7 protein-coding genes are annotated in these 6,225 nt (G+C 73.9%); all 7 read left to right on the top strand.

What is annotated here, in order from left to right:
* A partial coding sequence (gene infB / locus Q4D18_RS10640; protein ID WP_303128205.1) for a translation initiation factor IF-2 occupies positions 1–1,993 on the top strand: 1,993 nt, incomplete at its 5' end.
* Positions 1,994–2,072: 79 nt separating this feature from the next.
* Positions 2,073–2,507 carry a 30S ribosome-binding factor RbfA gene (rbfA, locus tag Q4D18_RS10635; RefSeq protein ID WP_303128202.1) on the top strand — a complete coding sequence of 145 codons (435 nt, stop codon included), beginning with the start codon at positions 2,073–2,075 and terminating at the stop codon, positions 2,505–2,507.
* A 12-nt stretch (positions 2,508–2,519) separates the two neighbouring features.
* A complete protein-coding gene (gene truB / locus Q4D18_RS10630; RefSeq protein WP_303128200.1) occupies positions 2,520–3,527 on the top strand; it encodes a tRNA pseudouridine(55) synthase TruB in 1,008 nt (335 codons plus the stop codon).
* Positions 3,524–3,892 (top strand): hypothetical protein, encoded by a 369-nt coding sequence (locus tag Q4D18_RS10625; RefSeq protein ID WP_303128197.1) that lies wholly within the window; start codon positions 3,524–3,526, stop codon positions 3,890–3,892. The genes truB and Q4D18_RS10625 overlap by 4 nt, the downstream gene beginning before the upstream one ends.
* Positions 3,893–3,927: 35 nt before the next feature.
* Positions 3,928–4,380, top strand: a complete 453-nt coding sequence (locus Q4D18_RS10620) for a hypothetical protein (RefSeq protein WP_303128196.1) — start codon at positions 3,928–3,930, stop codon at positions 4,378–4,380.
* A complete protein-coding gene (locus Q4D18_RS10615; protein ID WP_303128193.1) occupies positions 4,381–5,367 on the top strand; it encodes a bifunctional riboflavin kinase/FAD synthetase in 987 nt (328 codons plus the stop codon).
* Entirely contained in the window at positions 5,360–6,205 is an 846-nt protein-coding gene (locus Q4D18_RS10610; protein WP_303128192.1) for a class I SAM-dependent methyltransferase, read from the top strand. The genes Q4D18_RS10615 and Q4D18_RS10610 overlap by 8 nt, the downstream gene beginning before the upstream one ends.
* The last annotated feature ends 20 nt before the right edge of the window (positions 6,206–6,225 follow it).

Raw genomic sequence — 6,225 nt, 5'->3', positions numbered from 1 at the left:
CGGCCCCGGCGGCGGCCCCGGCCGTCCCGGCGGCGGTCCGAACCGCGGTCGCGGCAACGCGCAGGGCGCGTTCGGCCGCGGCGGCGGCGCGCGCAAGGGGCGCAAGTCCAAGCGCGCGAAGCGCCAGGAGTTCGAGCAGCAGCACACGCGTGAGATCGGCGGCGTCAAGGTCCCCAAGGGCGACGGCACCACGATCCTGCGCCTGCGCCGCGGCGCCTCCCTGGCCGACTTCGCCGAGAAGATCCGCGCGGACGTCGCGGACCTCGTGAAGGTGCTCTTCACCCTGGGCGAGATGGCCTCGGCCAACCAGTCCCTCGACGAGGACACCTTCCAGCTGCTCGGCGACGAGCTGGGCTACAAGGTCCAGGTCGTGTCCCCCGAGGACGAGGACAAGGAGCTCCTGGAGGCCTTCGACATCGACCTCGAGGCCGAGGAGGCCAACGAGGACGCCGACGACCTCGTCGCCCGCCCCGCGGTGGTCACCGTCATGGGCCACGTGGACCACGGCAAGACCCGCCTGCTGGACGCCATCCGCAAGTCCAACGTGATCGAGGGTGAGGCCGGCGGCATCACCCAGCACATCGGCGCCTACCAGGTGCCGGTGGAGCACGAGGGCGAGGAGCGTCGCCTGACCTTCATCGACACGCCGGGCCACGAGGCGTTCACCGCCATGCGTGCCCGCGGCGCGAAGGTCACGGACATCGCGGTCCTCGTGGTCGCGGCCGACGACGGCGTCATGCCGCAGACGGTCGAGGCGCTGAACCACGCCCAGTCGGCGGACGTGCCGATCGTGGTGGCGGTCAACAAGATCGACAAGGACGGCGCCCAGCCGGACAAGATCCGCGGCCAGCTCACCGAGTACGGCATCGTGCCCGAGGAGTACGGCGGCGAGACCATGTTCGTGGACGTCTCCGCCCGCAACGGCATCAACATCGAGAAGCTGCTGGAGGCGGTCCTGCTGACCGCGGACGCGGCCCTCGAGCTGGCCGCCAACCCGGACAAGGACGCCCGCGGCGTGGCCATCGAGGCCCACCTCGACAAGGGCCGCGGCGCCGTCGCCACCGTGCTGGTGCAGACCGGCACCCTGCGCGTGGGCGACACGATGGTGGTGGGCTCCGCCCACGGCCGCGTCCGCGCCATGTTCGACGAGAACGGCGCCGCCGTGGAGGAGGCCGACCCGTCGCGCCCCGTCCAGGTGCTGGGCCTGTCCTCTGTGCCGCGCGCCGGCGACTCCTTCCTGGTGACCGACGACGAGCGCACCGCCCGTCAGATCGCAGAGAAGCGCGAAGCGGCCGACCGCAACGCGCAGCTCGCGAAGCGCCGCAAGCGCATCACCCTCGAGGACTTCGACCAGGCCGTGGCCGAGGGCAAGCTCGACACGCTCAACCTCATCATCAAGGGCGACGCCGCCGGTCCGGTGGAGGCGCTCGAGGACTCGCTCCTCAAGATCGAGGTCGGCGAGGACGAGGTGCAGCTGCGCGTCATCCACCGGGGTGTCGGCGCGATCACGCAGAACGACGTCAACCTGGCCACCGTGGACAACGCCATCATCATCGGCTTCAACGTGCGCCCCGCCGAGCGGGTCGCCGACCTGGCCGACCGCGAGGGCGTGGACATGCGGTTCTACTCCGTCATCTACGACGCGATCGACGACATCGAGAACGCCCTCAAGGGCATGCTCAAGCCGGAGTACGAGGAGGTCGAGCTCGGCTCGGCCGAGGTGCGCGAGGTGTTCCGCTCCTCCAAGTGGGGCGCCATCGCCGGCTCGCTGGTGCGCTCGGGCCTCATCCGCCGCAACGCCCAGGCCCGCCTGGTGCGCGACGGCAGCGTGGTGGCCGACAACCTCAGGATCGAGTCCCTGCGCCGCTTCAAGGACGACGCCACCGAGGTGCGCGACGGCTACGAGTGCGGCATCGGCCTGGGCAACTTCAACGACATCAAGGAGGGCGACGTGATCGAGACCTTCGAGATGCAGGAGAAGCCGCGCGTCTGATCGTCCGACGACGGGGCGGGGCGCCGGAGACGGCGCCCCGCCCCGCGGACCCGGGACCGTGGCACGGAAGGAGACTGACATGGCCGATCCGGCCCGCGCAGGCCGCCTGGCCCAGCGCATCAAGGTCCTCATCGCGGAGGCGCTGCGGCGCGCCGTGAAGGACGACCGCGTGGAGCCCGTCACCGTGACGGAGGTCCGCGTGACCAACGACCTGCAGCACGCGAGCGTGTACTACACCGTCCTCGGGGACGAGGCCACCGTGGCCGCCGCCCACGAGGCCATCCAGGAGAACCGCGGCCTGCTGCGCCGCGAGGTGGGCCGCGGGCTCACCATCCGCCTGGTGCCGACCCTCGAGTTCGTGCCGGACACCGTCCCCGAGGCGGCCGCGCACCTCGAGGACGTGCTGCGCGCCGCCAAGGAGCGCGACGCCGAGCTGGCCCGCGCCCGCGAGGGCGCCCAGTACGCCGGCGAGGCCGACCCCTACCGCACGTCGGACGACGACGAGCAGGCGTGAGGCACCGCTGACGTGAACGCACGCACCGCACACGGACCGACCCCCGACGCCCCGGGCACCGAGGCGTCGGGGGTCGTCCTCGTCGACAAGCCGGCCGGGTGGACCTCGCACGACGTCGTCGGGCGGGTGCGCCGGCTGGCCGGCACCCGCAAGGTCGGCCACGCCGGCACCCTGGACCCGATGGCCACCGGCCTGCTGGTGGTGGGGGTCAACAAGGCCACGCGCCTGCTGACGGCCATCACCGGCACGGACAAGACCTACACGGCCACCATCCGGCTCGGGCAGTCCACCCTCACCGACGACGCGGAGGGCGAGGTGATCGCCACCCGGCTGGCCAACGCCGTCACCCCCGAGCGGGTGGCCGAGCAGGTCGCCGCCCTGACGGGCACCATCTCCCAGGTGCCCTCGGCGGTCTCCGCCGTCAAGGTGGGCGGCCGGAGGGCCTACGACCGCGTCCGCGCAGGCGAGGACGTGCAGCTGGCCCCCCGGGAGGTCACCGTGCACGCCTTCGACGTGGCGGACCTCCGCCGGCTGGACGGGGGACGCACCGTGGACCTGGACGTCACCGTCCGCTGCACCTCCGGCACGTACATCCGGGCGCTGGCCCGGGACCTCGGCGAGGCCCTGGACACGGGCGGCCACCTCACGGCGCTGCGGCGCACGGCCGTGGGGCCGTTCGACGTGGCCGACGCCGTGGACCTGGACGCGCTGGCGGAGCGGTTCGTCATGACCGAGCTCTCCGACGCCGCGGCGGGGCTGTTCCCCGTCCGCGACCTCACGGCCCACGAGGCCCGGGAGCTCTCCTTCGGCCGCGCGATCGCCCCGACGAGCGCCGCGTCCTCAGGCGAGGACGCCCCGGCGTCGTCGGGGAGGGCGCCCGCGGACCTGGTGGCCGGACGCGCCCCGGACGGCACCGTGGTGGCCCTGCTGCAGGACGGCCGCCGGGCGGGCCGGGACATGGCCCGCCCGCACCTGGTGTTCGCGCCCTCGGAGGGCGAGGGGAAGGGGGGCGCGTCGTGATCCTCGACGCCTGGTTCTGGGCCGGCCTGGCCGTGGGGACCCTGTCCCTGCTCGTGTGCCTGGCCATGACGGCGCTGCGCACGCATCCGGCGGACGCCTCGATCGTCTCCGTGGCGGCGGTGGAGCTGTTCCTGCTCGTCTACGGTGTGGTGGGGGCGTTCCGCCAGCTCGGCGGGGACACCCTCAACGGGCCCGGCTGGGAGTTCTGGGGCTACGTGGTGACCGCCCTGATCGTGCCGGTGATCGCGGTGCTGTGGGCGGCCTCGGACAGGACCCGGTGGTCCAACCTCGTGCTGGCGGTGGTCGGCCCCACGGTGGTGGTCATGCTCCACCGCATGCAGGTCATCTGGTACGGACAGTGGTGAGCCGGTCACCCCGGCAGGACGGAGAGGAGCCCGCGATGGCATCCAGGACGACGGCGACGCCGGCCGCCCCCGCGCGCAACCAGGGGCTCGGGCGCATCCTCGTGATGGTCTACGCCGTGTTCGCGCTCTCCGCGTTCGCCCGCAGCCTCTTCCAGATCCTCAGTCAGTTCGACGTGGCACCCGTGGCGTACCTGCTCTCCGCGTTCGCGGCGCTCGTGTACATCGTGGCCACGCTGTCCCTGGCCCGCTCGGGCCCCCGCGCCTGGACGGTCGCGCTGGGCGCCGTGCTCGTCGAGCTGGCCGGCGTCGTGGGCGTGGGCCTGTGGACGGTGCTGGAGCCCGGGCTCTTCGCGGACGAGACCGTGTGGTCGCGCTTCGGCGCGGGCTACGGCTACGTGCCGCTCGTGCTCCCGGTGGTGGGCCTGGCCTGGCTGCTGGCCCACCGCCCGGATCGAGCGGACGCCCGCGCGTCCCGTGAGGAGCGCTGAATGCAGGTCTGGAACTCGATGGCCGAGGTCCCCACGGACCTGCCCCGCACGGTGGTGGCCCTGGGCAACTTCGACGGCGTGCACCGCGGCCACCGCGCCGTGCTCAAGCGCGTCGTGGAGCTGGCCCGCAGCGAGGACGCCCTGTCCGTGGCGGTGACGTTCACCCCGCACCCCCGCGTGGTGCACCGCCCCGAGGAGCCCCACGAGGAGATCCTCAGCCCCGAGCAGCGGGCCGTGTTCCTCGCGGAGACCGGGCTCGACGCGCTGTTCCTGCAGCACTACACGCTGGACTTCGCGGCCCAGACCCCGGAGGAGTTCGTGCGCAGCATGTTCGTCCACGGCCTGCACGCGTGCGCCGTGGTGGTGGGCCGGGACGTCCGGTTCGGCAGGGACAACGCCGGCGACTTCGAGGAGATGGTCCGCCTCGGCCGGGAGCACGGCTTCCGGGTCTCCGCCGTGGAGGACCTGCCCGTCCCGGACGGCCGGGGCGGCGAGCGGCGCTGCTCCTCCACCTGGATCCGCCGCCTGCTGGCCGACGGGGACGTCGCCCAGGCGGCGCGGGTGCTGGGCCGCAACCACGTGGTGTCCGGCGAGGTGGTCCACGGGTTCGCCCGCGGCCGCGAGCTGGGCTTCCCCACGGCGAACCTCCAGGCGGACGCGGAGGGCATGATCCCGGCGGACGGGGTCTACGCCGGCTGGGTGCACGACGCGCGGGGGACGGCCTGGCCCGCGGCGGTCTCGATCGGCTCGAACCCCACGTTCGAGGGCGTGTCCCGCGTGGTGGAGGCCCACGTGATCGACCGGCCCGACGAGCGCGTGGAGGACTTCGACCTCTACGGTCAGCGGATCGACGTCGAGTTCGTGGCGCGGCTGCGCGGCATGGTGGCCTACGAGGGCGTGGAGAAGCTCGTGGCGCAGATGCACCAGGACGTCGACCGGGCCCGCGAGATCCTCGACGCGGCCCCGCAGCCGCCCGGTCGTGCCTGACACCGGTCCTGCCCGGCCGACCCCGAACCTGCCGCGGCGCACCGCCCGCCCGGACCGCACCGCGCCGAACGCGTTCGGCCTCGGCGGGGCGGCGGCGGGGGAGCACTACGACGCCGTCCGACCCTCCTACCCGGCCGCGTGTGTGGACTGGGTGCTGGAGGGAGCCGGTGCCGAGGGGGCCGACCGCGGCCTCGACGTGGTGGAGACCGGCGCGGGCACGGGCCTGTTCACGCGTCTGCTCGCGGCCCGGCCCGTGGACCTGGTCCGCTCCGTGACGGCGGTGGAGCCCTCAGCGCCCATGCGAGCGGTCCTGGACCGCGCGGTCGCGGCCGGATCCGCCGGGCGGGTCCGCGCCGTGGACGGCACGGGGGAGGCCACCGGCCTGCCGGAGGGGAGTGCCGACGTCGTGGTGGCGGCCCAGGCCTGGCACTGGATGGACCCGGAGCGCGCGTCGGCGGAGGCCGCGCGGGTGCTGCGCCCGGGCGGGCGGCTGGCCGCGGTGTGGAACCAGCTGGACGTGACCGTGCCGTGGGTGCACCGGCTGACCCGGATCATGCACGCCGGGGACGTGCACGCCGCCCACCCCGAGCGCCGCCGGCTCGCCGCGCCGTTCGGGGTGGAGGAGCACGCCGCCTGGACGTGGGAGGACACCACGACGCCGGCCGGGCTCCACGCGCTCATGGCCTCCCGGGCCTACTGGCTGCGCTCGGAGGAACGGATCCGCGCCCGGATGGCCGCGAACCTCGACTGGTACCTGCACGAGCACCTCGGCCACGGGACGCAGGACGCGATCACGTTGTCCTACGTCACCGTGGCCTGGCGGGCCGCCCGTCCCTGAGGGCGGACGGCGTCAGGGAC

Source organism: Micrococcus sp. (assembly GCF_030523875.1).
Lineage (GTDB): Bacteria > Actinomycetota > Actinomycetes > Actinomycetales > Micrococcaceae > Micrococcus.
The sequence above is the reverse complement of the archived record's forward strand: the minus strand, read 5'-3'. Positions and strand labels throughout refer to the sequence as shown.

Bases quoted from the DNA above. Each gene is read 5' to 3' on its own strand.
- Q4D18_RS10615 (WP_303128193.1), top strand. From the start codon at position 4,381: ATGCAGGTCTGGAACTCGATGGCCGAGGTCCCCACGGACCTGCCCCGC.
- Q4D18_RS10620 (WP_303128196.1), top strand. From the start codon at position 3,928: ATGGCATCCAGGACGACGGCGACGCCGGCCGCCCCCGCGCGCAACCAG.
- rbfA (WP_303128202.1), top strand. From the start codon at position 2,073: ATGGCCGATCCGGCCCGCGCAGGCCGCCTGGCCCAGCGCATCAAGGTC.